General features: G+C 42.8%; 22 protein-coding genes. 15 read left to right on the top strand and 7 right to left on the bottom strand.

From position 1 onward, the window contains the following. Nucleotides 1-1,026, top strand: a complete 1,026-nt coding sequence (gene sohB, locus LQZ07_RS12400) for a protease SohB (RefSeq protein WP_152782726.1) — start codon at nt 1-3, stop codon at nt 1,024-1,026. Nucleotides 1,027-1,089: 63 nt separating this feature from the next. Here the strand turns inward: sohB and astB are convergent, their stop codons facing one another. Next, nucleotides 1,090-2,430: an N-succinylarginine dihydrolase gene (gene astB, locus LQZ07_RS12405; protein WP_152782729.1), complete on the bottom strand. Its 1,341-nt coding sequence runs from the start codon at nt 2,428-2,430 to the stop codon at nt 1,090-1,092. 302 nt (nt 2,431-2,732) lie between these two features. Here astB and topA point away from each other — a divergent pair, with 302 nt between their 5' ends. Next, the gene (gene topA, locus LQZ07_RS12410; protein WP_152782732.1) at nt 2,733-5,375 is read left to right on the top strand and encodes a type I DNA topoisomerase; all 2,643 of its coding nucleotides are present in this window, start codon (nt 2,733-2,735) and stop codon (nt 5,373-5,375) included. A 60-nt stretch (nt 5,376-5,435) separates the two neighbouring features. Here the strand turns inward: topA and LQZ07_RS12415 are convergent, their stop codons facing one another. From LQZ07_RS12415 to LQZ07_RS12425, 3 genes are all read right to left on the bottom strand, one after another. After that, nucleotides 5,436-6,395, bottom strand: a complete 960-nt coding sequence (locus LQZ07_RS12415; protein ID WP_152782735.1) for a methylenetetrahydrofolate reductase — start codon at nt 6,393-6,395, stop codon at nt 5,436-5,438. A 115-nt stretch (nt 6,396-6,510) separates the two neighbouring features. Continuing rightward, nucleotides 6,511-7,275 carry a hypothetical protein gene (locus LQZ07_RS12420; protein WP_016403029.1) on the bottom strand — a complete coding sequence of 255 codons (765 nt, stop codon included), beginning with the start codon at nt 7,273-7,275 and terminating at the stop codon, nt 6,511-6,513. A 33-nt stretch (nt 7,276-7,308) separates the two neighbouring features. Further along, a complete protein-coding gene (locus LQZ07_RS12425) occupies nt 7,309-8,001 on the bottom strand; it encodes a sensor histidine kinase KdpD (protein WP_016403028.1) in 693 nt (230 codons plus the stop codon). Between the two features lie 163 nt (nt 8,002-8,164). Here LQZ07_RS12425 and LQZ07_RS12430 point away from each other — a divergent pair, with 163 nt between their 5' ends. The 4 genes from LQZ07_RS12430 (at nt 8,165) to LQZ07_RS12445 (ending at nt 11,470) form a co-directional block, all read left to right on the top strand. Beyond that, nucleotides 8,165-9,181 (top strand): DUF2817 domain-containing protein, encoded by a 1,017-nt coding sequence (locus tag LQZ07_RS12430; RefSeq protein WP_152782737.1) that lies wholly within the window; start codon nt 8,165-8,167, stop codon nt 9,179-9,181. Beyond that, nucleotides 9,178-9,945 carry an alpha/beta fold hydrolase gene (locus LQZ07_RS12435; RefSeq protein WP_152782739.1) on the top strand — a complete coding sequence of 256 codons (768 nt, stop codon included), beginning with the start codon at nt 9,178-9,180 and terminating at the stop codon, nt 9,943-9,945. Before LQZ07_RS12430 ends, LQZ07_RS12435 begins: the two co-directional genes overlap by 4 nt. A gap of 48 nt (nt 9,946-9,993) precedes the next feature. Beyond that, nucleotides 9,994-10,560, top strand: a complete 567-nt coding sequence (locus tag LQZ07_RS12440) for a hypothetical protein (RefSeq protein WP_152782742.1) — start codon at nt 9,994-9,996, stop codon at nt 10,558-10,560. An 88-nt stretch (nt 10,561-10,648) separates the two neighbouring features. Continuing rightward, nucleotides 10,649-11,470 carry an Mbeg1-like protein gene (locus LQZ07_RS12445; RefSeq protein ID WP_152782745.1) on the top strand — a complete coding sequence of 274 codons (822 nt, stop codon included), beginning with the start codon at nt 10,649-10,651 and terminating at the stop codon, nt 11,468-11,470. Nucleotides 11,471-11,495: 25 nt separating this feature from the next. Here the strand turns inward: LQZ07_RS12445 and LQZ07_RS12450 are convergent, their stop codons facing one another. Next, a complete protein-coding gene (locus LQZ07_RS12450) occupies nt 11,496-11,873 on the bottom strand; it encodes a hypothetical protein (protein ID WP_016403023.1) in 378 nt (125 codons plus the stop codon). A 251-nt stretch (nt 11,874-12,124) separates the two neighbouring features. Here LQZ07_RS12450 and LQZ07_RS12455 point away from each other — a divergent pair, with 251 nt between their 5' ends. Further along, nucleotides 12,125-12,286, top strand: a complete 162-nt coding sequence (locus tag LQZ07_RS12455) for a hypothetical protein (protein WP_016403022.1) — start codon at nt 12,125-12,127, stop codon at nt 12,284-12,286. A gap of 28 nt (nt 12,287-12,314) precedes the next feature. On the opposite strand, the gene LQZ07_RS12460 is transcribed toward LQZ07_RS12455, so the two are convergent. Together LQZ07_RS12460 and rssA are read right to left on the bottom strand one after the other, a co-directional pair. Beyond that, nucleotides 12,315-13,256, bottom strand: a complete 942-nt coding sequence (locus tag LQZ07_RS12460) for a YeiH family protein (RefSeq protein ID WP_152782747.1) — start codon at nt 13,254-13,256, stop codon at nt 12,315-12,317. Between the two features lie 180 nt (nt 13,257-13,436). Next, nucleotides 13,437-14,366: a patatin-like phospholipase RssA gene (rssA, locus tag LQZ07_RS12465; RefSeq protein WP_152782749.1), complete on the bottom strand. Its 930-nt coding sequence runs from the start codon at nt 14,364-14,366 to the stop codon at nt 13,437-13,439. Between the two features lie 280 nt (nt 14,367-14,646). On the opposite strand from rssA, the gene LQZ07_RS12470 reads away from it, so the two are divergent. The 8 genes from LQZ07_RS12470 to tolR all read left to right on the top strand — a co-directional run bounded on the left by LQZ07_RS12470 (nt 14,647) and on the right by tolR (nt 23,157). Further along, nucleotides 14,647-15,303 (top strand): TetR/AcrR family transcriptional regulator, encoded by a 657-nt coding sequence (locus LQZ07_RS12470; protein ID WP_152782752.1) that lies wholly within the window; start codon nt 14,647-14,649, stop codon nt 15,301-15,303. Further along, the gene (locus tag LQZ07_RS12475) at nt 15,290-16,591 is read left to right on the top strand and encodes an efflux RND transporter periplasmic adaptor subunit (RefSeq protein ID WP_152782754.1); all 1,302 of its coding nucleotides are present in this window, start codon (nt 15,290-15,292) and stop codon (nt 16,589-16,591) included. Before LQZ07_RS12470 ends, LQZ07_RS12475 begins: the two co-directional genes overlap by 14 nt. Then, on the top strand, nt 16,584-19,694 hold the full coding sequence (locus LQZ07_RS12480; protein ID WP_152782757.1) for an efflux RND transporter permease subunit: 3,111 nt from the start codon (nt 16,584-16,586) through the stop codon (nt 19,692-19,694). The genes LQZ07_RS12475 and LQZ07_RS12480 overlap by 8 nt, the downstream gene beginning before the upstream one ends. A 126-nt stretch (nt 19,695-19,820) precedes the next feature. Further along, a complete protein-coding gene (ruvA, locus tag LQZ07_RS12485; RefSeq protein WP_249483117.1) occupies nt 19,821-20,441 on the top strand; it encodes a Holliday junction branch migration protein RuvA in 621 nt (206 codons plus the stop codon). A 14-nt stretch (nt 20,442-20,455) separates the two neighbouring features. After that, nucleotides 20,456-21,463, top strand: a complete 1,008-nt coding sequence (gene ruvB, locus LQZ07_RS12490; protein ID WP_016403014.1) for a Holliday junction branch migration DNA helicase RuvB — start codon at nt 20,456-20,458, stop codon at nt 21,461-21,463. Between the two features lie 173 nt (nt 21,464-21,636). Beyond that, a complete protein-coding gene (gene ybgC, locus LQZ07_RS12495) occupies nt 21,637-22,035 on the top strand; it encodes a tol-pal system-associated acyl-CoA thioesterase (protein WP_152782759.1) in 399 nt (132 codons plus the stop codon). Continuing rightward, nucleotides 22,025-22,708, top strand: coding sequence for a protein TolQ (gene tolQ, locus LQZ07_RS12500; protein ID WP_016403012.1), 684 nt, complete (start codon nt 22,025-22,027; stop codon nt 22,706-22,708). Before ybgC ends, tolQ begins: the two co-directional genes overlap by 11 nt. 11 nt (nt 22,709-22,719) lie before the next feature. Beyond that, on the top strand, nt 22,720-23,157 hold the full coding sequence (gene tolR / locus LQZ07_RS12505; RefSeq protein WP_016403011.1) for a protein TolR: 438 nt from the start codon (nt 22,720-22,722) through the stop codon (nt 23,155-23,157). The last annotated feature ends 9 nt before the right edge of the window (nt 23,158-23,166 follow it).

Below are 23,166 nucleotides of genomic sequence, written 5' to 3' on the forward strand. Positions count from 1 at the left end.
TTGGATTTTTTGATTGAGTTTGGATTGTTTTTTGCGAAGGCCTTAACGATTGTTATCGCTATTATTGCTGTAGTTGTGGTTGTGATTGCCGCTTCTTCTAAGACTAAACACAAAAGTGGCGAGCTTGAAGTTACTGATTTAAGTGAGCAACACAACGAGGTTGAGGAAAAACTTAATCATAACCTCATGAGCAAAGAGCAACTTAAACAGCATAAGAAGCAACTAAAGCAACAACAAAAAGAAGAGAAGAAAAAAGGCGAAGAACAAACTAAACCACGATTGTTTGTTATCGACTTTAAAGGCAGCATCGACGCTAAAGAAGTAGCCAGTTTACGTGAAGAAGTTTCTGCGGTACTTATCGCAGCGAAGCCAGAAGATGAAGTGTTAGTTCGTTTAGAAAGCGGCGGCGGCATGGTTCACGGATATGGTTTAGCGGCTTCTCAGTTAAAACGGATTAAAGCAAAAGGCATCGCACTTACTATCGCCGTTGATAAAGTTGCCGCAAGTGGTGGTTATATGATGGCTTGTATCGCTGATAAGATTATCGCAGCGCCGTTTTCCATCGTTGGTTCAATTGGCGTGATTGCCCAGTTGCCAAACTTTAATAAAGTATTAAAGAAAAACGACATCGATTTTGAACAGGTAACTGCCGGTGAGTTTAAACGCACCCTGACTATGTTTGGCGAAAACACCGATGAAGCACGCAAGAAGTTTCAATCTGAACTAGAAGAGACTCACGTTCTATTTAAAGAGTTTGTTCAAGAGTTTCGTCCGCAATTGGATATTGCAAAAGTAGCCACTGGTGAGCATTGGTACGGCACTCAAGCATTTGCTTTGGAATTGGTTGATGAAGTATCTACCAGTGACGATTACTTGATGCAGCAGTTTGACGAAAAACAAGTTATCCAGTTCAAGTACCATACTAAGAAGAAATTAGCAGAAAAGCTCAGCCAAGCGGCAAGCATTGGAGTAGAGCGTGGCGTAATGAAAATTATGCAGTCTCAACCTTGGGATTGGACCAAGTAATATCAAGCTAACGAATAGCAATGAAAAAGCCTGACCTTAGTCAGGCTTTTTTTATCTGCTCAGTTAAGCTTGTTGGAAAGGGTAAACAGACCCTAAATGTAAGATTTGGGTTAGCTCATCCAATGCGGTATTCACCTCGGTGATCAACTGAGGGTCACGTAAATCATCAAAAACCAAGCTATCTCTGTAGTGCTTATCAACCCACTGGTTTAGCGTGCTAAATAGTTGCTCATTCATGATGGTGTGTTGGTTTACTGCAGCTAATTCCATGTCGTTTAACGCCACTCGTAAGCGCAAGCAAGCTGGGCCACCACCGTTGCTCATACTCTGCTTAACATCAAAGTAATGCACTTGTTTAATCGGAGTATTTCGACTTACTAAGTCTTCTAAATAAGCACTCACTTGGGCCGATTCTAGACAGTTTGTTGGTGCAATAATAGCCATTTCACCGGGTGCAGTAGTAACGATCTGGGTATTGAATAAATAGGTTTTAACTGCTTCTGAAACACTCACTTCATTGTCGCTAACTTCTATGAAATGTAGCTTATTATCGCCGAAACGCTGCTGAATATGCTGAAGTTGCTGCTGAGTGTTTAAAAAAGCTTGTTGATGATAAAACAGTACATTTTGGTTGCCCACCGCAATCACATCGTTATGGAAAACACCTTGGTCAATTACTCCAGGGTTTTGCTGGATGAAAATCGCTGTATCTTGATCTAAACCATGTAAGCGAGCTACGGCTTGGCTTGCTTCTAGGGTTTGCCTTGCGGGAAATTTTTTAGGAGCAATTACGCTGGTATCTGCAGCTGAGCGGCCATAAACAAATAGTTCTAAGCCAGCTTCGCCGTAATTTGAACACAATCGGGTATGGTTAGCCGCACCTTCGTCGCCATAGTAGTCGTTTTCTGGCAAATGTTGATGGTGTTCAAAATATTTACTATCAGAAAATACCGCCTTCAAAATATTTCCGGTAACTTGTGGCTCAATAGAGCGATGCAGCTTATTAGTTAAGTTTGCCGGCGTGAAATGTACTTTGCCATTTTCGGTGTCTGCGCTAGGCGATACGGTGGCTGCATTGGCAGTCCACATGCTTGATGCCGAATAACTAGCGAGTAGGGCATCTGGCGCATTTTTTGCCGCTTGTTGTAAAACTTGACTATCGTTACCGGTAAAACCGATACGACGAAGAAGATTGAGATCGGGACGTTGTTGCGGAGCCAACACGCCTTGAGTAAGCCCTAGGTCATGCAAGGCTTTCATTTTTAATAAGCCTTGCTTGGCGGCTTCTTTTGGGTTTGAGGCATTTTGGGCATTGGATAAAGAGGCAACGTTGCCAAATGAAAGACCCGCATAATTGTGGGTTGGGCCAACTAAGCCGTCGAAGTTGACTTCAAAATGTTTCATAGTCTTCCTTTTACTACGCTCACTTAAAAAATGAGTTATCTTTTATTGAAAAATTTGACACCAATGGTTATTTATATTGGCAGAAAAAGAAAATCAAGCGTATAACACTACGCTTTACTGGGATTTTCAGATGTTATCAGTTTGTATCTTGGTGGTCGAGTGCTTAATTATTCGCCCAATAAACCAAAGATGCAAAAAAGTTATTGACCTATGCTAAGTCTCGAGCAATATAAAAAAGAACGAATATCTATTACTTTCCGTCAATAGGCCAAGTTGGTGGACACAATGGTAAAAAGAAAAATATGAGCAAATCTCTGGTAATTGTAGAGTCACCAGCTAAAGCAAAAACGATTAACAAGTACTTGGGTCGCCAATATGTGGTGAAGTCAAGTGTCGGTCATATTCGTGATCTGCCTAGCAGTGGAAGTGCAACCAATAAAAAGAAAGCTGCGCCTGTTTCAACCAAAGGATTAAGCGCAGAAGAAAAAGCCAAAATAAAGAAGGCTAAAGATAAAAAAGCGCTAGTAGCTCGAATGGGTGTGGATCCCGAGAAAGATTGGAAAGCCAATTACCAAATTCTGCCTGGCAAAGAGAAAGTAGTAAACGAGCTTAAAACGCTTGCCGAAAATGCTGACACCATCTATCTCGCAACCGATTTGGACCGCGAAGGAGAGGCGATTGCTTGGCACTTAAAAGAAATTATTGGCGGCGATGACAGTCGTTTTAAGCGAGTAGTATTTAACGAGATTACTAAATCAGCAATTAAAGACGCGTTCTCGCAGCCAAGTGAATTAAACATGGCGCGAGTGAATGCTCAGCAAGCCCGTCGATTCTTAGACCGAGTTGTGGGTTACATGGTATCGCCACTGCTTTGGAAAAAAATTGCTCGTGGATTGTCTGCTGGACGAGTTCAATCGGTAGCGGTTCGTCTGGTCGTAGAAAAAGAGCGTGAAATTAAAGCCTTTGTACCAGAAGAGTACTGGGATATTCATGCTGATCTAGCCACACAATTAGGCGAAGGCTTTCGCTTAGAAGTTGCTAAAGAAAACGGTCAGGCCTTTAAACCGGTTAATAAACAACAATCAGAAGCGGCAGTTGCGACTTTAAAAAGCGCCGATTATCAAGTTGTCAAACGTGAAGATAAACCGACACGCTCAAAGCCAAAAGCACCTTATATTACCTCTACGTTGCAGCAAGCAGCTAGCACCCGTTTAAGTTTTGGCGTTAAACGCACCATGATGTTAGCTCAAAGGCTCTATGAAGCAGGCTACATCACCTATATGCGTACTGACTCAACAAACTTGAGTAACGACGCTGTAGAGGCTGCTAGAGGCTATATTGGCGATAATTTTGGTGATAAGTATCTACCAGACAACCCTTTACGTTATTCAAGTAAGGAAGGTGCTCAAGAAGCGCACGAAGCAATTCGACCTTCAGACGTGCATGTAACCAGTACTCAATTGGCTGGTGTAGATGCTGATGCTGCTAGGTTATACGATTTAATTTGGCGTCAATTTGTAGCCTGTCAAATGACTGATGCTCAATACGATGCTACCACCGTTACAGTGAGTGCAGCTCAATTCGAATTACGTGCTAAAGGTAAGATTTTGCGCTTCGATGGTTGGACAAAGGTTCAGCCAGTAGGCAAGGCCAGTAAAGCCGATGATGGTGTGTTACCAGCGGTGAGCCAAGGTGACAAACTCAACTTGGTTGAGCTTGATCCTAAGCAACACTTTACTAAGCCACCAGCGCGTTTCAACGAAGCATCATTAGTTAGAGAGCTAGAGAAGCGCGGTATTGGTCGCCCGTCTACCTATGCGTCAATTATTTCAACCATTCAAGATCGTGGATATGTACGCACCGAAGGTCGTCGTTTTTACGCTGAAAAAATGGGTGAGATTGTTGCTGAACGCTTAACTGAAAGCTTCCAAGATTTAATGAATTACGACTTCACCGCAGAGATGGAAGAACGTCTTGATGAAGTTGCTGATGGCAGTATTGAGTGGAAACAAACTCTTAACGAGTTCTATAAAAACTTTAAGAAGCAACTAACCGTAGCCGATGATGACGAAAAGGGGATGCGTAGCAATACTCCTGTTCTGACTAATATCGAGTGTCCTGATTGTGGTCGTCCTATGGGCATCCGCACTGCCAGTACTGGTGTATTCTTAGGTTGTTCTGGTTATGCATTGCCACCAAAAGAGCGTTGTAAGTGCACTATCAACCTTATTCCTGGTGAGGAAGCTGTTGCTGCTGATGCAGAAGAGCAAGAAACAGAGGCTCTGCGAGCTAAAGAGCGTTGCCCAGTTTGTGGTACTGCCATGGACAGTTACCTTATTGATGAGACCCGTAAACTACACGTGTGTGGTAACAACCCTGATTGTGAAGGTTATGTGGTTGAGCAAGGTAGCTTCAAGATTAAAGGCTACGACGGGCCTATCGTTGAGTGTGAAAAATGTGGCAGCGACATGCAGCTACGCACTGGCCGTTTTGGCAAGTACATGGCTTGTACAGGTGAAGACTGTAGCAATACCCGTAAGATCCTGAAAAATGGTGAAGTGGCTCCACCACGTGAAGACCCAGTTCATTTGCCTGAACTACCCTGTGTAAATAGTGATGGCTACTTTGTATTACGCGATGGCGCATCCGGTATCTTTATGGCCGCCAGTAACTTCCCACGCTCACGAGAGACACGTGCGCCATTAGTGGAAGAATTGAAGCGCTTTAGAGATAGATTGCCAGAGAAGTTTTACTATTTAGCTGATGGACCAACAGAAGATCCTGATGGGGTTAAATCTTTGGTTCGATACAGCCGTAAGACTAAAGAGCAATACTTAAGCACTGAAGTCGACGGTAAACCTACTGGTTGGAGAGCGTACTTTAGTGATGGTAAATGGACCATTGAAGATAAGCGCAAAAAGCCTAAAGCCAAGAAAAAGGCTTAAGTAAATAGAACCAAAAAAAGGAAGCGAAAGCTTCCTTTTTTATTGGCTATTCTTCGATGATTAGCTGTTTAATTGCAACTGAGCCAGCTTTTTGTCCATGGTGGCTTTTAGTAGCTTATACAGCAAAATAGCGGCATCAATTTCTTCTTTACGGTTGGTAAGGCTTTCTATGTTTAGTCCTAAGGGGATTCCAAGCGGTAAAACGGCTTCAAGTATCTGCACTAAGTTGTTGTAACAAATTAGGATTGATTCTTTTAGCGGTTTGTCAGCATTGAGAATACGTAGACTGGTTGCTTCGGGTACCGATATTCCCAACCATTCAATAAACTCTAAGGTTTTAGCACTACCACAGGGCGAAAAGGTAAGAATGATCCGCTGTGGCTTTTGCTGGTTCGCTGCGCACTCATGGGCATAACGGGTTAGCATATCGATAGTAGCTTGAGCGTTATATACCGCCTGAGTAACAAAGTACTGGCAGCCTTGGTGTGTTTTGTGGATTAACCTAGCATGTTCATCACCTTTCTTGGCATGCCGCTCAGCGATGGTTACTCCACCTAAATAAAACTCAGGTGCATGACTTGCGATTGCTTTGTAGGCATCGGCCAAACTTAATTGAATATCATTGGTTGCCGCGGGGCTGCCTACTAACACCAAGTCGCGAATTTCAAACTGGTGCCATGCTTCTTTTAACCAATTCACAAAATCTTGTTCGTTTCGCTGAGAGACACTTTTGTAAGTAATTACCGAGCGTTCACTTTTATGCATTAGCAGTTGCGCGTACATACGCGGATCATGTGTTTGCATGTAAGGAAATGGGCGAGGTTTGTCGATGCGGCTGCTTTCATCTTGAATGTCGTAAACAATTAGGCCGTCATACTCAATTTCATCTAAACGAGACAGCAACTTGTCTGCAATATCGCTGACTTTTTCGATATCGGTATTTTGTTTAGGGGGAGTGGTACCTATAAAGTAAACCCCATGGAAGGGGTCACTAGAAATCTGCTCAAGTGTTTTACGCATGTTGTGTTTGCTTTATTTATTTAGTTAGCGATATTTTCGCATAGCTTTGAGCTGCAGGTCTAACTTTCTGAGTTAGGCTGCTAATTCAAAGCGATTACGATGAGGTGGGGAAGTATTACCACTTTTTCTTGGGTTGAAACAATACATCTAACTCGTCAGTTTCTTTTTCTGCTAAGTTTTCTGCTTCTTGTTTGCTGTCGGATTTAAGCTTGTCGCTCATTTCTTGGTTCATCCGGCGCATGTCTTGTAGTTTTTGTTCTAGGTAGGCATCGCGGTCAGAAATATTGCTCAAGGCTGATATTCCTTTATTAAGCAATTGGCGAGCCGTGCCCCATTGGCGCAGCGCTTGGGCTTCTACAGCGCGCTTAAGGGCGTTTTCGATGTTCACTTTTAGCTGCATTAACTCTAAGCGTCGGTCTTCTAGTACAAACACTTGAGTGTTTAAACGACCTTTTGCATGTTCTGAGCGTACTACCGCACGAATTTTTTTAATGATTTGCAGCATTTGCAGAGCATCTTTATCAGTATCAGGGGCTCTAAAAGCACTGTCACTGATGTCGCCTGCATTTTTTATTTGGCTTAGTTGACCTTTGGTTGCGCGAATACGATTATTTAAGCCTTTAACGCTAGGGTCAGTGGTTCTAATTTGATTGAGGGCTTCTAACATACGTTTATGCAGCAGCTCTACCAATTCTTTGCTGTAAGGCAAAATAGAGGAATGCAGTAGCAACTCTTCCGTTTCGTTAATAATTGCCTTTTGCTTGGCAATTGCTAAACGGCGTTCGGTTTCTTGCTTCTGTTTAAATTGTTGAACCATGTTGTAGGCGATGACTAAAAATAACAACGCGCCTATGCCAAGCAATACTAAGGTAAATACCATACTTAAACCGAAAAAATATCCTAAGTGTTTGTGCTACGGGAGATATAAACTAAAACGGCTACCACCTAAAGAACTGCCATTTTCTAGTTTTATTTTACCTTCCTTGCCCGAATTTATATGTGCTTTAGCGATCAATTTTGCGAAAAATAAACCTAAACCGCTACGATTTTTAACAAAATTTATTTGCGAAGCTACTTCTATATTTGCCAAGTCGATAATGTCCTGTGGAAATCCATCACCATCATCATCAATTTGGATGCATAAATAGTTATCGGCTTGTTTTGCAGATATTTTAATTTGTTTTTTTGAATAGCGAAGCGCATTCACCACAATATCATTAAGTAGGTAGTCCACCAGTACGCCATCAAAGTACCAACTTAGTGAAGGTTCCACATCTATTTCAACCTTCATTTCTGCTTGTTCGATGAAGGTTTGGTTCTTGTAATAAATGTCGTTGAGCAAGTCTTCTAGGTACTGCTCTTCAATGGTCATTGGCATTTGTTCTTTTTCGAAACGATAAAGCGCCAATAACTGCATCAAGCTTCCGTTTAAGCGTGACACTTCGTAATGCAAGCGCGACAGTTCTTCGCTGTCTTCTCTGCCCATTTGCTTTGAGCGTAAGGCGATGGATTCTGTTGACTGAGTCAGCATACATAGCGAATTTTTCATATCGTGAACTGCAGTGGCTAAAACTGATGAAAAATCTAGCTTGTCGTTTACTGGCATGTGTAGTCCTTATAAGCACGTTGTTGCAGTGTAACCGAAGCCCAGCTTTGTCGCAAAATCAACTACTTCCAAAATACTATTAAGATTACTTAGTGAGCTGGTAATAAACCTGTCATGGCATTTTGCTAGATGTAACTTGCCAATTATAGCAAGCGAGGACGCGATGCAAGGCCAGAGTGAATTCCCGGAGATGGATCAGCTGCTTAACATTCTTCAGCTGTTTCCAAATAAGCTTAAAGTAGAGTTACTGTGTGAAGTTAACGGCAACTCTAATGACTCTTATCCTGTTCATGCAATTAGCCTGGGTAATGCCTCAATTGATAAACCTGGGGTATTGTTTGTAGGTGGGGTTCACGGCGTTGAACGTATTGGTAGTCAAGTAGTGTTGTCTTTTTTGGCCAGCCTGCTAAACCGGCTTGATTGGGACACACAACTCCAGTACCTCCTCAATAACTGCTACCTTGGTTTTGTGCCTATCGTAAACCCTAGTGGCATGGTTATGCAGCGAAGAGCTAACGCTAATGGCGTAGATTTAATGCGTAACTCGCCAAGTATTGCTACCGAAGGCGCAAGCTTTATGGTTGGTGGGCAGCGAATCAGTACACATTTACCGTGGTTTAGAGGCAAAAGCGGCCAAGCAATGGAAGTGGAAAATCAGGCCTTAGTTAAATTCGCTCAAACCAACTTGTTCCCACGGCCTTTTAGTTTGGTATTAGATTGTCATAGCGGTTTTGGCCAAAGTGACCGGATTTGGTTTCCTTATGCAAACTCAGTATCGCAGCCTATTGATGACCTTGGTGTGGTTTATCGGCTTCGCAAAGCCTTTTTTAATGGCTTCCCGCACCAAAACTATCTGTTTGAACCACAAACTAAACATTATGTTTGTCATGGTGATCTTTGGGATTATTGCTACGATCAGTCTTTAGCCTATCCGGGTACGTTTATTCCTCTTACTCTGGAGATGGGTTCGTGGCGTTGGTTAAAGAAAAATCCACTTCAGCTGTTTAACAGTTTAGGTTTGTACCATCCCATGAAGCCACATCGAGTACAGCGAGTGTTAAGACGGCACCTAATATTAATGGAGTTTTTAATGGATGCCTGCCATTCGTGGCAAAGCTTCCTTAATGTTCCACAATTAGACTTAGACAAGAAAGCAGCAATAAAGAAGTGGTATTCATGACTAATAGTCAACGACCAATTGTTTTGATTAGGGGGTTAATTCGAGAGAAACGCCATTGGGGACAGTTTCGAGAACTCCTGCAACAGGCCTTTCCCGAGCGTACAATTGTTAGTTTTAACGTCCCCGGTAATGGCCACTTATATCGCTTAAAAAGTGCAGACAGCATTTGCCAAATGCGGCAAAGTTTGCGGATTCAACTTCGACTACAAAATATAGACATTGATTGTGTAGATATCGTTGCCATTTCATTAGGGGGAATGTTGGCTGTAGATTGGGCAAATAAATTTAGTCATGAGGTTAACTCGCTGGTTTTAATTAACTCATCTAACGCTGCGTTTTCACCGTTTTATCGTCGTTTAAATTGGCGTATTTATCCCTCTTTGCTAAGCGCTATTTTCCCTCAAACTACAGTCTCTCGGCAACGCAAAATCATGGCCTTAACCACTAACTTCCCGCAACAGCACCAGCAAGTTTTGTGCGCTTGGGTTAGCTGGGCTAAGCAGTATCCGGTAAGCCTAGAAAATGCTTATTTGCAACTTAAAGCGGCTGCAGCTTTTAAAGCGCCTAATAAGCCTAACCAAGCAATGCTGATCCTAAATAGCCGTAGAGATAAATTAGTTGATTGCAGTTGCAGTAAAGAACTCGCTAAGCGCTGGCAAGCAGATTGTAAACAGCATCCTACCGCAGGACATGACCTTCCCTTAGATGCGCCACTATGGACAGTGAAGCAGATTCAGCAATGGCTTAATGCTTTAAGCTGCTAATCTTAAAGTCGATGAACTATCTCTTGGATAAGTTAAGGAATGGTGGTTATGGGTAAGTGGTTATTTTGTTTAGTCTTGTTTTCATACTCAGCTATAGCTAATCAGCTAGCGATAGAAGTGATAGAAGGCGCTTACCCCAAACTTACTTTTCGAGTAGAAGCAGCCAAACAGCTTGAACTTATGCCAATAACAAAGGCAAGTGTTAACGAGCAAGCAGATGCCTTGCAAATAAGTCTACCTGCAAGCAATGCCTGTGTTTACGATAACCTTCAACTATTAAGAGGGCGACTACTAACTTTAGAGCTTGCTTGGAACGCCAGCATACAGCAACAAATCAATGTGTTAAGCCAAGACAAACTATGGAAAGACTTACCTTATCGCGTGTTAGTGCCCAGCTCCAGCGAGAATTGTAAGGTGAAAGACCTTGAATTGCATTTTCCCAGCCTTTCCGCGTTTAGCGGGGGATGGGGAAGGCTAGAGTTAAATGATACAACAGGCGTAATTGCACACAATTTTTTTGTGGTTCAGCAAGTTGGCAATGTTTATATCTTTAACAAGGTAGTTCCTAACCACGTTAAGGCTCAGCAATATTGGTTAAAGTTCTACGCACAATAGCGGTGTTGGTGCTGTTTCATTAAAGTGTCATATTAAATTGTGAACACTATGTTTCAATATACAACCAAAACGTCTTAGGTAGCTTTGTTTGAACCAACCGCTAATTCAAGAACCCATCGCTAAGTTAAAAAAACTAAAACGTTACCAATACGAACGTTATGCGGTGCTTTGTCGATTGGCTTATCCGTCGGCTATGCAAGGCATGACTGAGCAGCTTGATAAGTATTTGTATCAAGACGTGTTTGATCGCTGGGGTCGGTCAACAACCCGGGTATTATGGAAAGAGAACAAAGATGAAGTGATTGTTGTTTTTCGAGGGTCAATGAACATATTTGATTGGCTGGTTAACCTTGCTTTTGTTCCACGCAAATATCAAGCAGGAGAGAGCCATTATCATGTTCATTGGGGCTATTTGCAGCTGTTGGAACAGTTAAGTTGCGATCCTAATCGGAGCAAAAACCAGTACACCGTATACCAGCGTCTTGAGGCAATATTATTGCCACTGATGGCACAGGGAAAGCGCATATCGCTTACGGGGCATTCCTCTGGTGGTTGTATGGCAGTATTGGTGGCGGATAGATTAGAGCGGCAATATCCCAAAAAGGTAAAACGGGTCGTAACCTTTGGCCAACCAGCAACAGGATTATGGAACTTTAAAAAACACTACAAATTGCATCGTAAAACTTACCGAATTTGCTGTGACTTAGACATAGTAACCTTTTTGCCGCCCTTGCCATTTGTCTATTGGCATGTAGGTAGAATGCTATGGCTTCACGATGAAAGAATTTATGAGAATACGCCAACCTGGTATCGGCTAAGTAAGTCTTTGGTGAGTTGGTTGCTATTACCGTTTACTTATCACTACATGCGTAAATACATTCGCAATAAAGACTATTTTGATGAGCACTAAAGTGCTGTAAACAAAGAGGAGTAAGTTACGAGCCTGCTGCACTACGGTAAGATTGCACCGCGCGGATCCCTTTCTTACTCACATTCACTACTTCGGTTCTTGGCCATCGTCCACAGAGCAAAGTAATAAACTGCTCATCTTCTTTGTAGTAAACGTAGCGCTGTCCTTGGCCTAAGCTACAACAAACGGGTTTGTCATCTAAATAGCTAATGCTAACAAAACCATCTTCAGAGTTAACACTTGGACACCAATCCTGCGTTGTACCGCCATGGTGGTTGGGTTGTTGGGCTCGCAATACCGATAATACATCTACGGTGTTAGCTGGGTGAGTTGAAAACCAGTTTAGGTAATCGGAAAAGCTCAATTCTTTGTCGTAAAACTTTGCCAAAGTTACTTTTTGCATTTGCAATATTGCTAATATCATCACCAACAACGCGATGATGAACGGAAAAAGTATTCTATAGAACAAAGTTTGAAACATTGTGCCTGCCGTAAGTATTGTGACCGCGGACGATTCTAACAAAAATGTGATGCATGTCTAATTATTATTCGCCTCAACAATCATTCTTTATAAGCAGCAGCGCTAGCTTATAGACAAACTGAATTTGCAGAAGCACAAATGTTGGTTACAGTTTTGCCAACTGGAGGGTGCTGATGTTACGTAAAATTTTGTTAACGATTATTGTTCTAAGTCTAGTTATTGCTTGGTTTAGTAGTGATTTGATCCGAGCAGTATTCGAAGCAACAGCCTTTTTGGCGGTACTGGTAATGCTAGGTACATCGTTAGTGGGCAAACAGCGTAAATCTAACCATTAGCATTGCTCATGTAGGTTTAACTTTTCGATTAGTAGAAAAGCTTAATGATAGCTAGTGAGCTCACTGCTATGCAGATCCATAGGCCTAATCCAAGTAATAATGGTTTACTGCCTGCTTGTTGCAAGTTTTTAGCCGTTAAGCCGTAGCCGATTAAAAATAAACACACTCCCAACAACTGTTTAGACATCTCAAACAAGCCTCTGTAGACAGCCTCAAACATCGGCACATAGTTGCTGATAAGCATTGCCAAAATGTAGAAGAAAATGAAGTAGGGGATTGATACCTTTCCGTCTTTTTCTTTGAATATTATCGAGCTCATTAAGGCTACAGGGATTATCCATAACGCTCTGGCTAGTTTAACAGTAGTGGCAACGCTAAGGGCTTCATCGCCGTATGCTGCAGCAGCGCCTACAACAGACGAAGTATCATGAATAGCAATGGCCGCCCAATAACCAAATTGGTTTTGGCTTAACTCTAATGCGTGACCCAGCAATGGGAATAAGAACAAGCCACAAGCATTCAAGATGAACACGGTCGCTAAGGCTAAGGAAATTTGTTTACTATTTGCCTTAATCGGAGGTGCTACCGCGGCAATAGCGCTGCCGCCGCAAATTGCAGTTCCCACCGAGATTAAATAGCCGGTCTTTTTCTCCATACCCACTAATTTAGCGGCAACTAAGCCAACAAATAGGGTAAAAGCGATAGAGCCTACAATTAAACCAAAACCGTGTTGTGTGTATTCAATAGCTTGGGTTATAGAAATACCAAAACCTAAACCGACCACCGAGATAGCTAATAGACGCTTGGTTAAAACAGCAATATCAATGGTTTTGGGTGTTAATCCAAAACTTGCGAAACAAGCTCCAATAACCAGAGCGCCAGGGCCGTTTATAAGAGGCGTAAGGATTACTAAGCAGGTAGCTAGGCATAATACATCTGCTTTACTGAGCGGTTTTAGTTTTTCTAACATATTAAATCCTCAACATCAGGCTTAAGTATACGCCGAGCAAGGATTGCATGCATGCGGATTTAGCTGCGAGATAAATTCACAAAACTATCTTAATTAATTGATTTAATGGGGGTTATCGGTTTTTATATCAATAATAATGATTATTTTAATTGATATTATTCATCGAGCTGAAAAGCTAATTTAGCGATAAAATAACTCTTCCTCTATTTGTGGCCGCATCAGTTCTGTCACTCTTTTGCCTTCGGCAATAGCTTCTTCGGCACGGTGGAAATCCATGATGCCAATATCCCCTAATTTGGGAGACAGCAATATATCTGGTGGATCACCTGCCATACGGGTGCGAGTTAACCGCTCCTGCATAATATTAATCGAGGTAGACATTACGCCTATCATGCCGGGGGAGCGATTATTGTTTGGCTGCTTGAGGTTACTTAGCATGGAATTAAGAAAATCTTTGCCGCCACCTAACAAGCGCCAAAATGGTTGCTCGTTAGCATTGTTATTTTGCTCGCTTAACTCCAGAGGGTGGTCGGTCAGCGCAATTCTAGATTTATCATTGTTAAGGTTTACCGCAATAACGATGTCGGCGCCCATCGCTCGGCACAACGATACCGGAACTGGATTTACCACTGCGCCATCTACCAGCCATTGATCTTTTAAACGATAGGGGGCCATTAATCCTGGCATGGCACATGATGCGCGAACAGCGTCTCGTACACTGCCTTTTTGCAACCAAACTTCCTTGCCGGTCTCAAGCTCAGTTGCTACTGCGCCAAATGGAATCGTTAATTGCTCTATGCTGTCGCTACCAATGTATTTTTCTGCAGCGTTAAATACCTTTTCCCCTGTGAGCAGTCCACCACGATAAAGTGAGAAGTCCATCAAATTGAAAACTTGCCAGCTAGAAAGGCTTAAGGCCCACTCGTTGAGTTTGTCTATTCGTTGGCAAGCATAAGCTGCTCCGACTAAGGCACCGATTGAGCAACCAGATACAATATGTGGGCGGATACCCATATCTTGCAAGGCCATTATAACCCCTAGGTGAGACCAGCCTCTTGCTGCTCCGCTACCCAAGGCTAAGCCAATCTTTAACTCGCCGCTAACTGCCATGATAACTCCATTCAAGCCAACTATTTCGTAAGCCTCATTGTTGCTTAAAAATGCTTAAGTTCATAGTTACTTATGTTCTAGATGCGAGTTAGCTATAGCCAAGTATGGTACTGATATTTATCAAATATTTTGCAGGGACCAGATGAACAGTAATAAGCCTTTAACTGTGCGAATTAAAGGAAATTCATTGAAAGTAAAGATGCGAAGAATTTTACTTGGCGCAGAACGCGCGTTTATGTTTTATTATTTATTCTACACATGATGAATAAACCAATAAGCCATGACTAAAAAGAATCCTGTAGGGCGACCTAAAGGTGATAGCCAAGCTAGGAAGAAATTATTAGAGGCTGCCACTCAGCTGTTTGTAAAACACGACTACGACAAAGTATCGATACGCATGGTGGCAAACCAAGCCGAAGTAGACGCGGCACTTATTAGGTATTACTTCGGCTCTAAAGCGCAGCTTTTTGGTGAAATGCTAAAGAATGTATCTGACCCTGTATTTAGTACCCTTAAACATGGGAAACAACACACCGAAGTCAGTGACTTAGCTAAGGTTATGCGCGCTTATTACACCACCATGGTGGACAATCCTTACTTCCCGAAGCTGATATACAAATTGTCCGGCTTACCTAAAGAACACGAAAGCGCTCAGCAACTAAACCTGATGATTGGCAGTTTGGGGCGTTTTAAAAGCAGGGAGTTATTCCAGAAATTGTTAAAAAATAAGTCACTTTTGGATGGCGTAGACCCTGAGATGGCACAGATTAGTTTTTTGAGTTTAATGGTGTTTCCATTTTTGATGCCTGAGCGTTTATTGGAAGCCAATCAAATTGAATTGTCGAAACAAAAATTTTTAAAACTTGCAGATCATAACGTTCAGTTGCTTGAGCGTGGATTGTTTAAACCTAAGGAACATAGTAATGCAACTCAATAAACCTTGGTTGATTTTTCCTGGCATTGCCATTGGGGTATTTTTTCTGGTCTTGGCTATTGCTACAAAGGAAGTTGCACCGGTAAACGCTCAGCACCAGTCTTCCCGTTTAGTTGAGGTGGTGGGTTTAGAGCAGCAAGCTGCTGCTCCTATAGCGGTGGCTTACGGAAGAGTAGAGCCTAAAACCAGCTGGGAAGCCGTAGCGGAAGTAACCGGCAGTTTGGTTTATCGTCATCCCTTGTTAGAAGAGGGGCGGTTTCTTCCTAAAGGAACCTTGTTGCTTAAAATTGACCCGCTTGAATACAGCCTAAAACTGGTTCAGGCAGAGGCCAACCTAAACGCAAGTAAAACTCAATTGGCTCGACTAAACCAAGAAGAAACCAATCTTAAAGTGAGCTTAGATATTGAACGTCAGCGAGCTTTGTTGGTGGATGAAGAGTATAAACGTAAGCAAAAGCTTAAAGCGCAAAATCTTATTTCTAGCTCAGAGTTAGAAAACCAAAAACAAAACGTACTCATTCAAAACAACGTGGTTCAAGAGCTTGAGAATGCCCTACAGCTTATCCCCGATGATAGACGTGTTGCTGAAGCACAACTCGCGGTGGAAGAGGCCAAGCTTGAAGATGCACAACGGCAACTGAGTAAAACAGAAATCGTGCTGCCTTTCGATGCCAAAATTGCAGAAGTAAATATTGAAACTGAGCAGGTGGTTAACTTGCAATCGGTAATGGTAGTGGCGCAGAAACTGGATGTAATGGTAGCCGATGTGCAGCTGTCGTTAAACGACATGCGTCATTTGGTTAGCAGCGTCCAGCACTATCAAAATGCTTTAGGTTTACCTTCAATTGATGAGTTGGAGTTTGAAGCTTCGGTGAGTTTGGTTGCGTCTGGTATTGAGTATCGGTGGCCCGCTACGGTCACTCGTGTTGCCGAATCGGTGAGTGTAGAGCAAGCCACAGTTGGTATGTTTTTAGAAGTTGCACAAAATATTGCAGAAATGGATTTAGCCCAGCAAATCCCGCTTACTAAAGGTATGTATGTGCAAGCAACCATTAAAGGTTATCCGCAACAGCACTATGTGGTGCCTGAACGTGCTTTGCATGGCAGCAGTATTTACCTCATGGATGACCAAGAGAAACTTCGCATAATCCCTATTACTGTGTTGTTTAGAACTGAACAAGGAGTGGCTATCAGTGGTGAGATTAGCAGTGGACAGAAGCTAATTCTTAATGACCTGATCCCTGCCGTAGAGGGAATGAGTTTGCGATTAGAGGACCCGACGAATGCTTAATTATTTTATTCGCCATCCCACTCTAGCAAACCTTGTAATGGTGAGTTTTATACTTCTCGGCTTAACTAGTCTTAGTACCTTAAAGCGTGAAACCTTTCCCGAGTTTACCAATCCCTTCATTATTGCAACGGTGGTGTACCCTGGTGCGTCACCTAGTGAAGTGGAAGAAAGTTTATGTATGCGAATGGAAGACGCAGTTGATGGTTTATCAAGTATTGAAGAAACCCGCTGTGAAGCTGTTGAAGGCCTTGGCTCGTTAGTTGTAAAGCTTGATGGTAATGCCGATGTAGGGCGAATGCTGGTTGATATTCAAACCGAAATAAATGCAATTAAGGATTTCCCAGAGCAAATTGAACCGCCCGTAGTAAAAGAAATGGATTGGGCCGAGCCAGTCGTCGATATCGCAATAAGTGCGCCAGCATCTTGGCCTGATTTAAAAGCTTACGCAGAAGAGCTTAAACATATCCTAAAGGTTGATTACGGCGTGGCGATGGTAAGCGTGAGTGGATTTTCGGATCATCAGTTACGCGTTGAGCTAGACCACACTGCGCTGCGCAGGTTAAACCTTAGCGTGAATGATGTAGCGAGTACCATTAGCCAGCAAAACATAAATTTGCCAGCTGGCACCATTGAGCTTACCGATAAAAATTTGTTAATTCGATTTGACCAGCGTAAGCGAGACCCGGTTGCGCTGGCAAAAACGGTGATTGCTTCAGATAACAATGGCAGCGTGGTGTACCTTGGTGATATAGCCACTATCAGTGATAGATTTGAGTTGGACGAAGAAAAAATCCTCTTTAACAACCTTCCATCTGCGGTACTTAAAATAAGCAAAAACAAAGCAGATGATGCCTTGCGAATCAAGCAGTCTGTGCAGCAGTTTGTTGATGACCAGCGCTTTGTTACGCCGGAGGGAGTGAGCTTAACCCTTACCAACGATATGTCTTCTCTATTGAGCGATCGTTTAAACATGATGCTCAAAAATGGATGGCAAGGGATTATCTTGGTCTTTTTAAGCATGTGGTTGTTTTTCTCGCTGCGTTACTCTTTTTGGATTGCAGCAGGCTTACCGGTAGCCTTTATGGGCGGTTTGTTTTTAATGTCGGTGTTTGGATTGTCGATCAATATCATGACGCTAGTGGGCCTGCTTATGGCCATTGGTATTATGATGGATGACGCGATTGTTATTGCAGAATCCATTGCCGCGCACTTAGAGCGTGGATTAAGTGCTGACCAAGCGGTAGTAAAAGGCGTTAAAAAAGCCGCTCCCGGGGTTATCTCGTCGTTCTTTACCACCATTTTTGTACTGGGAAGTTTGATGTGGTTAGACGGTCAAATGGGGGCTGTATTAAGCGTGGTTCCCATGGCCTTGTTATTGGTGCTATGCATAAGTTTGGTAGAAGCATTTTTAATTTTGCCTAATCACCTTCGTCATACTTTGCAGCACAAAGGAATTGAACGGCCTACTAGCGGATTTAAAGCTAAATTTTTAAATGCTTTCGAAAACTTTCGGCTTAATAAGTTAGTTCCGGCCGTAGCCTTTGTTGTGAAATGGCGTTACGTCTCCCTTGGAGCAACGTTTGGTTTATTGCTGTTATCTTTTTCATTGGTGATTAGTGGTTTAGTTAAATTTACCGCCTTTCCCGAGTTGGATGGCGATATTGCAGAGGCAAGGATCATTCTTCCTCCTGGGTCGAGTTTGAGCCAAACGGAGACGCTAGTTACTGAAATCGTAAATGCAGCGCAACAAGTTGGAGAAAGGTTCACCCAAGATAACAACGAACCTCAGACGCTTATTCACGATATTACTGCGCAATACAACTTTAATGCCGATGCTGGCGAGTCGGGCCCGCATGTCGCTACTGTGCGCCTTGATCTGCTCTCGGCAGAAGTTCGCAATAGTTATATCGAAGATTTTATCGCGGCTTGGCGCGAGCAAGTAGGCGAGCAAGCTTTACCTTTAGCATTGGCGTTTACTCAACCAACGATGGGTCCGGCAGGGCGGGCGATTGAAGTTCGTTTGCAACACTCTAATCTAGATACATTAAAATCCGCTTCTGTTGAGCTACAAGCCTACTTGGGTAAGTTTCAGGGTGTGAATAGCATTTTAGATGATATGCGACCTGGCAAAGAAGAAGTGGTTATATCTCTTCGAGGTGGTGCAGAGTCATTTATGGTTAATGGCCAAATGGTCGCGGAGCAGTTGCGCGCTTCTTACCAAGGAGTCATTGCTGACGAGTTTCAAATTGGCCCAGAAAACATGCAAATAGACGTAAGGCTTAACAAACAACAATCCGGAAGCTTACAAGCCTTAGCTAATTTTCCAATTGTGTTAGCCGATGGACAGCAAGTACCGCTATCGTCGATTGCAAACATTGAATATCAGCGCGCTTATGTACGCATTCAACGAATTAACAGTTTACGCACCGTGACAGTAATGGCAGATGTTGATACCCGAGTTGCCAATACCAACGAGGTGATGCAATTGGTACAAAAAAGCTTTTTGCCTGAGCTTCAAAAACAGTTCCCGGGCTTACGGGTAGATTTTGAAGGTGAAGCTAAAGAGAGCGCTAAAGTAGGGGCTTCTTTAAGCAAAAGCTTCGCTATTGGCATATTTGGTGTGTTCGCTATTTTGAGTTTCCAGTTCAGAAGTTACTTAGAACCGGTAGTGGTGCTTACGGTGATTCCAATGGCACTTATTGGGGTATTGTGGGGACATTTTTTATTGGGGCACAACCTAAGCATGCCCTCAATACTAGGGTTTATCTCCCTAGCGGGTATTGTAACTAATGATTCAATATTGCTGGTGCAGTATATCCGTTATCATTTAGATGAGGGGGACGATGTTTATCAAGCGGTAGTGAATGCCAGTAAAGAGCGCTTTCGGGCAGTGTTTTTAACCTCTTTAACTACAGCTGCGGGTTTGTTGCCTTTATTGTTAGAAACCAGCTTACAAGCTCAAGTTGTGCAACCAATTGTGGTGTCGATAGTATTTGGCATTATTGCGTCCACTATGATGGTGTTATTTATCATTCCGGCAGCCTATGCGGTATTGGCCGATTGGAACTTGGTGCATAAACACAAATCGCTGCAACATGAATAAGGCTTAATACTGAAGACGAGAACCTAACAAGGCTTTATTGGTGCTAAGTAAACTTTTAACTCAAAAACTGGATATATATCCAGTCTTTGAGTTAAGCTAAGCGCAGTTAGTTTAGGAGTTTATGCAGTGATCGCTACCATTAAAGGTATCTTAGAAGAAAAAGTCCCCCCCTTTGTTTTAATTGATGTGGCTGGAGTAGGCTACGAAATTCAACTACCTATGAATTGCTTTTACCAGCTACCTGAGCTGGGCGAGTCGGTACGCTTGTTGACTCACTTCATCGTACGAGAAGATGCGCAACTGCTTTATGGCTTTCATGATAAAGCTTCACGCTCTTTGTTTAGAGAGTTGATAAAAGTAAATGGCATTGGCCCTAAAGTAGCATTAGCTATTTTATCTGGTTTAAGTTGTGAACAGTTTGTGTTTGCGGTTAAACACGAAGACCTATCTAGCCTAGTGAAAGTGCCGGGCATTGGTAAAAAAACTGCTGAGCGTTTATTGGTAGAAATGAAAGACCGCTTGAAAAACTGGAATGTAGAACTTCCAGAAACGCCAATTAGTGATAGCCTAAGTAGCCATGGCGATTTACCTTTACAAGCAAGCGTAGATCCAAGAGATGAAGCCATCGCTGCACTAGAGTCTTTGGGTTATAAAGGTAATCAAGCCGATAAGTTGGTTAAACAAGTATGGACCAGCGGCATGAGTAGTGAAGAGCTGATTAGAGAAGCCTTAAAAGCGGCACTGTAACAAAGGTAATTTAGATGATTGAAGCTGACCGTTTGGTAGCAGCCACACCAGTAACTGAAGAAGAGAGTGTAGATCGAGCGATTAGACCCAAAAAGCTTGAAGATTACACTGGTCAAGACGCGGTTGTAGAGCAGTTAGAAATTTTTATTGAGGCTGCTCGTCGTCGTGACGATGCTTTAGATCATTTGCTCATTTTCGGCCCACCTGGCCTTGGTAAAACCACCTTAGCTAATATTGTGGCTAACGAGTTGGAGGTGAATATTAAAACTACCTCTGGCCCAGTGTTAGAAAAAGCCGGTGACTTAGCGGCGCTGTTAACTAACTTAGAGCCTGGCGACGTATTATTCATCGACGAAATTCACCGCTTAAGTGCTGTAGTTGAAGAAGTGCTATATCCAGCAATGGAAGATTATCAGCTGGACATTATGATCGGCGAAGGACCGGCAGCGCGTTCGATTAAGTTGGACTTACCGCCTTTTACCTTGATTGGTGCAACCACTCGAGCAGGAATGCTAACCTCTCCTCTGCGTGACAGGTTTGGCATCGTACAGCGTCTAGAGTTTTACAATACTAAAGACTTATCCGATATCGTTAAGCGAAGTGCTCATTATCTCAACTTAGACTTAGATGGCGAAGGGGCGTGGGAAGTAGCTAAACGATCTCGAGGAACGCCTCGAATTGCAAATCGCTTATTACGCCGAGTTCGTGATTATGCCGATGTTAAATTTGATGGCAAAGTCACTCAACAAGTTGCTGCACAAGCACTCGATTTACTTAGCGTAGACAGTGCTGGCTTCGATTACATGGATACCAAGCTACTTAAAGCCATTACCGAAACTTTTGCTGGTGGCCCGGTGGGTTTAGACAACCTGGCAGCTGCAATAGGTGAAGATAAAGAAACCATAGAAGATGTACTAGAACCTTTCTTGATTCAACAAGGTTTTTTGCAACGCACTCCTCGTGGGCGCATTGCCAGTGATAAAGCCTATTTACACCTCGGTTTAGACCTTCCTAAACGATAAAAATGCTGTCGTTTAATAACGACAGCATAGCCAAAAAATGAGCTTAAAGTGTTTAATTTTAAGCCGTTATTCCAATTTTCTTTGTCAATTATCTAAATTAAGTGTTTAGAGTCTTAACCTTGGGCACTAGCCTGTGTATAGTAATTTGTAATTATATATTTGGGATAGGTGTAATGTCGGTTTTAGCTGTTCGGGTTTATTACGAAGATACCGATGCTGGCGGGGTGGTTTATCACGCCAACCATATTAAGTACTTCGAACGAGGCCGCACAGAGTGGTTGCGCGAGCTTGGCTATGATCAAGATGTATTAATGAAACAAGATTTGTGTTTTGTTGTGCGTTCGCTAAATATCGATTACAAACTTCCTGCTTTATTCAACCAAATGCTCTCGTTAGAAACCACCATCAATAAAATGAAAAGAGCCAGTTTGGTATTTGAACAAACCATTAGAAATGCTGATCAACAAGTCATCGCCCAGGGAATGGTTACTGTAGCTTGTGTCACATTGTCATCAATGAAGGCCACGGCCATTCCTGAAACGTTAAAAGAGGATTTACTCGGTGCACTCTGATATGTCATTTATCGGCTTGTTTTGGCAGGCGAGCCTATTAGTTAAGTTTGTAATGCTGTTGTTAGTGAGTATGTCTGTTTATTCATGGGCCATGATTATTAACCGTAATCGCGTATTAAAAGCGGCCAAAACAGCCAGCGACGCTTTTGAACAAAAATTCTGGTCGGGTGTAGATCTTAATAAGCTTTACCAAGAGAGTAACGCCCGAGCTGACCACCTGCAGGGAATGGAACAAATCTTTCACTCTGGTTTTCGCGAGTATGTGCGCCTACATAAAACCAGTGGTCGCAGCGCCGATGCAGTAATGGATGGTACTTATCGTAGCATGCGGGTATCGTTATCGCGTGAGGTTGAATCACTAGAAAATCAGTTACCCATGCTCGCCACCATTGGTTCGATTAGCCCATATATCGGCCTATTTGGTACGGTGTGGGGTATTATGAATGCCTTTATCGCGCTGGGTGAAGTTCAACAAGCAAGTTTGAATATGGTAGCCCCAGGTATTGCAGAAGCACTTATCGCGACAGCAATGGGCTTATTTGCAGCTATTCCGGCTGTTATTGCCTTTAACCGTTTTTCTACGGGCGTAGCTAAACTTGAACACGGCTACGCTAACTTCATGGAAGAGTTCTCTAGCATTTTACATCGCCAAACACACAGCGGTAGTAATTAAGAGGAGCTAGCGTGAATCATTATCAACGTCCTAAACGACGTTTAGTTGCCGAAATTAACGTTGTACCTTACATCGATGTGATGTTGGTATTGTTGATTATCTTTATGGTAACAGCGCCGCTAATAACCCAAGGTGTGAAGGTCGATCTTCCACAGGCCAGTGCTGAAGCAATGCCAGAAGACAGTAAGCCGCCTTTAGTTGCTACGGTAACCGAAAGTGGCCAGTACTACCTCGATACCGGTGAAGATGATGGCTCTGCAAATCAGTCACTTTCTGGAGATGATCTACAAGCTGTTGTGATGGCTCATTTGCAATTAGACCCTAATTTACCCGTGGTGGTGCGTGGTGATAAAAATGTTCGCTATGAGCAAGTAATTAACCTGATGGTGTTGCTGCAAAGTGCCGGCGTACCGTCTGTGGGTTTAATGACTCAGCCAGACGAAAGTTAAAATAGGAAT

The organism is Agarivorans sp. B2Z047, assembly GCF_023373605.1.
Lineage (GTDB): Bacteria > Pseudomonadota > Gammaproteobacteria > Enterobacterales > Celerinatantimonadaceae > Agarivorans > Agarivorans albus.